This is a genomic window from Gilliamella sp. wkB292, assembly GCF_001690235.1.
Taxonomy (GTDB): Bacteria; Pseudomonadota; Gammaproteobacteria; order Enterobacterales; family Orbaceae; genus Gilliamella; species Gilliamella apicola_F.
In genome coordinates, this window is record NZ_LZGO01000044.1 from 1 (window position 1) to 3,420 (window position 3,420).

Annotated in this window: 3 protein-coding genes and 3 pseudogenes; all 6 read left to right on the top strand. The window is 34.6% G+C overall.

Going from position 1 to position 3,420, the window contains the following annotated elements:
- Positions 1-204: pseudogene (locus tag A9G09_RS12865) on the top strand (DNA polymerase III); the annotation flags it as partial.
- A gap of 130 nt (positions 205-334) precedes the next feature.
- Positions 335-659, top strand: a pseudogene (locus tag A9G09_RS13245) (RHS repeat domain-containing protein); the annotation flags it as partial.
- A gap of 363 nt (positions 660-1,022) precedes the next feature.
- Positions 1,023-1,391 carry a hypothetical protein gene (locus A9G09_RS04280; RefSeq protein WP_065633672.1) on the top strand — a complete coding sequence of 123 codons (369 nt, stop codon included), beginning with the start codon at positions 1,023-1,025 and terminating at the stop codon, positions 1,389-1,391.
- Positions 1,392-1,496: 105 nt separating this feature from the next.
- Complete coding sequence (locus A9G09_RS04285; protein WP_065633673.1) at positions 1,497-2,045, top strand: hypothetical protein; 549 nt, start codon at positions 1,497-1,499, stop codon at positions 2,043-2,045.
- A 63-nt stretch (positions 2,046-2,108) separates the two neighbouring features.
- A pseudogene (locus tag A9G09_RS04290) lies at positions 2,109-2,612 on the top strand (RHS repeat-associated core domain-containing protein); the annotation flags it as partial.
- A 272-nt stretch (positions 2,613-2,884) separates the two neighbouring features.
- Positions 2,885-3,382 carry an immunity 26/phosphotriesterase HocA family protein gene (locus A9G09_RS04295; protein ID WP_065633675.1) on the top strand — a complete coding sequence of 166 codons (498 nt, stop codon included), beginning with the start codon at positions 2,885-2,887 and terminating at the stop codon, positions 3,380-3,382.
- Positions 3,383-3,420: the final 38 nt, after the last annotated feature.

The window sequence follows — 3,420 nt, forward strand, 5'->3', positions numbered from 1 at the left end:
ATTGAGCCCTTTGATGAGCAAGGAAAATTAAAAACCGACACAGTTATAAAAAGGGAAAATGTAACACCAGAAGGTCTAGCATTATTTAATACAGCTGTAGAGGGATGGCTTAAATATTTGAATAGAAGCCATGCTGCTGATAAATATCAAAATCTTAGTCGTCTTGAAAATGGCTTAGCTCAAATCAGAGAAAGTAAAAAATAATTAATTTTAAATATTTTACTTTTATAGTCTATACTGGATTCAACTTTGTTATAGCCGGCTATAATTGTCATACCTTGATACGGACAGAACCCCATTGTCTTGAATAGGCAGCACCACCGGTAGGGAACAGAAAGTGCTGTACTACCACACCGATGTTAACGGTGCCCCGGAAGAGCTGACGGATGAAGCTGGTAACATCTTGTGAAAATGTAGCTATCAGCTGTGGGGCAAACCGATACAAGAAATCGAACACAGCCGGATACAACAGAACCTAAGGTATCAGGGACAGTATTTAGACAAATAAATCGGCTTACATTACAATACTTTTAGGTACTACGACCATGATATAGGTAGATTCACACAGTCGCCCCATAGGGCTGGTAGGTGGATTAAACCAGTATGCGTATTCACCAAACAACCTATTGATCCAGATAGATCCACTTGAATTAAGTAAATGTGGTGTTGGTGAATATAAAGATGTTGTCGAGCATCACATTATCGGAAAGCTGGTTTTAAAAATAATCCAAACTATGAACCTAAGAAAGGTTGTTCAGTTAGTTAGGACTATATGAATCAGAAAGGATGGCGACATCAGGATATGACTAATTATTAACGCAATGCTTATTATCAACTGGCTAAGAGTGGTCGCCCGAATACCTTGGCTGAACACACAAAAATAGCTGTAGATGCTTTTAAAGGCCGGTGGTGCTAGCACTAAAAAGGAAAGGGATTTTGTCGCTCAATCTTTATGGAATTTAAGATCATAGGGTGTAACTTCACCATCAAATATACCGTGGAATTAGATAGGAGTAATTAATATGTCAGATAAGAAATTACTTGATTCCTTTGGTCAAGAGTTTATCTCTAGTATCAGAGATCAATCTATTTTTGAGTTTGAAGCCATATTAAATGGTAGAATGAAATCTAAAAGCTCTATTGAGCTGAGTAATGAAATAAAAGCCTTTGATGAAAATCAAATTAAAGTTTTGAAAAAGGTAGTTTTTAATTCTATTGACAGTGTTATTTATAATGTTCTTAATATGCTTGAGCAAAATGAAGAAAACATGAAGTTGTTGATATCTCAAGATGGGAATGATGGAAAAAACATTGTTGAGCTCAGTGATGGATTATCTGGTGAACTTTTTACAGAAAATGGTTGGATAGAGAAATTTAGTAAATATGAATAGATGTTATATCTAATGTCGGGAAAATCTATCTCTCCCGGCTATTTTCTAAATATTTATATCCTACCTTAAATAAAAATTCAATTAGGCCTTCCAAAGGATGTTGATATGATTTATGAACTTATGCTAGGTAATTATCCTGATAGTTATTGGTTCCAATATGACTCAACTGTAGTTGACAGTTACGAATTTCTACAATGCAAGGAGTCTCAATCAAATAAACAAGTAGTTTTTAAATTAGAAAACAAAGTCAGTGAAAAACGTTTACTCTCTTATGATTTTTATTTCAGTGATGGTCCTGATTTTATCTCGCCTAGACTTGCCAATTTACTTTCAAACAATCAAGATTTTTTACATGATGTCCAGCTAATAGAGGCAACTATAATTGTTAATGGTCGCAGCTATTCTGGTTATAAGGCATTAAATATTCTGCGTTTAATATCATGTATTGATATGAATAAATCTGAATATATACCATTATTAGAGAGCTTGCCTGATGGACCCAAAAAATTTTTTGAAATTGTCTTTAAAGAAAATATAAATGAGCAATTTTGTATGGCAAGGTGTAAAGAATCTATAGGGCGAATTGTGATTTCAGAGTCGTTACGACAGTTTTTTATAAAAAATAAAGTAAAAGGAATAGATTTATACACATAATTTAATTTAGTAAACCTGGCTATTAACAATAGTCAGGCAAGACATCTGATAAACGAAACGCATCTGTGGGACGGGCTAAGCATGATTCAGGAAACCCGTACTGACAGAAGCAAAAGCGCCTATATCTACACTGATGAAAGCGGCTATGAACCCTTAGCCAGAGTAGAGACCACCACCGGTACGGAACAAAAAGTGCTGTACTACCACACCGATGTCAACGGTGCCCCGGAAGAACTTACTGATGAAGACGGTCACATTGTATGGGCATGCAGCTATCAGCTGTGGGGCAAACCGATACAGGAAATCGAACACAGCCAGATACAACAGAACCTAAGGTATCAGGGCCAGTATTTAGACAGAGAAACGGGCTTACATTACAATACTTTTAGGTATTATGACCCGGATATAGGCAGATTCACGCAGCCGGACCCGATAGGGCTCTTGGGTGGGTTTAATTTGTATCAGTATGCGCCTAATTGGATACATTATCTAACCAAGGGGCTAGAGAGCCTTACTATATTGGCATTACCAATGACATTGACAGAAGAACGATTGAACATCGAGAAACTGGAAGATTATCTGCATCTGGACGAATGGAAGTATTAGAAAAAAATATTATATATGGGCACGCAAGAGGTTATGAACAATATTATATTGAAACGTATGGAACGAGAACAGGTAAAATAAGAGAAAAAATTGTCTTCGACAAATAGAGGAAATAAATATAATTCCATCAAATATCAGCGTAATGATGATAGAGCTAAAATATTTAAAAAAGCCTATAACAGTAAAAAAGCGAGTGATGTAAAGAAGGGTAAGTCAGGGAAAGGAAAGTGCTAATGAATGATTTTAAAATATGGGGTTGGGATAAAAAACCTCGTACGATGTTACGCTACATTAAAGCCGGAGACATATTCTGTTTTAAATTAGATAATCAAAATTATTGTTTTGGAAGAATTGTTATTAAATTTATAGTTGGCCATATTGCTGAAATTTTCGATATTATTTCCAATTCTCCAGATTTATCAGAAGCAAAAATTAGAAATGCTCACCGAATGATTGATCCGGTAATATTAGATAGCTATTTACTATTTGATAGAAAATTTGAAGGTGATTGGAGAATAATTGGGCATCAACAAAACTACTCACCCAATAATATGCAAAATGTATATTTTACATATGGAATAGAGCCTTGGTTTAAAAAAGTAGACATATCGCAAAATGAAACATTGATATCTGAAAAAGAAGCTGAATCTTTGCCTCGCGTATCGCCACTTAATGATTATCATATTAAACAATTAATGAAAAATTTTAATATTAAGCTGAATGTACATTAAGTTTTCTTTATAACATCTATTTTTATTATGGATATCAA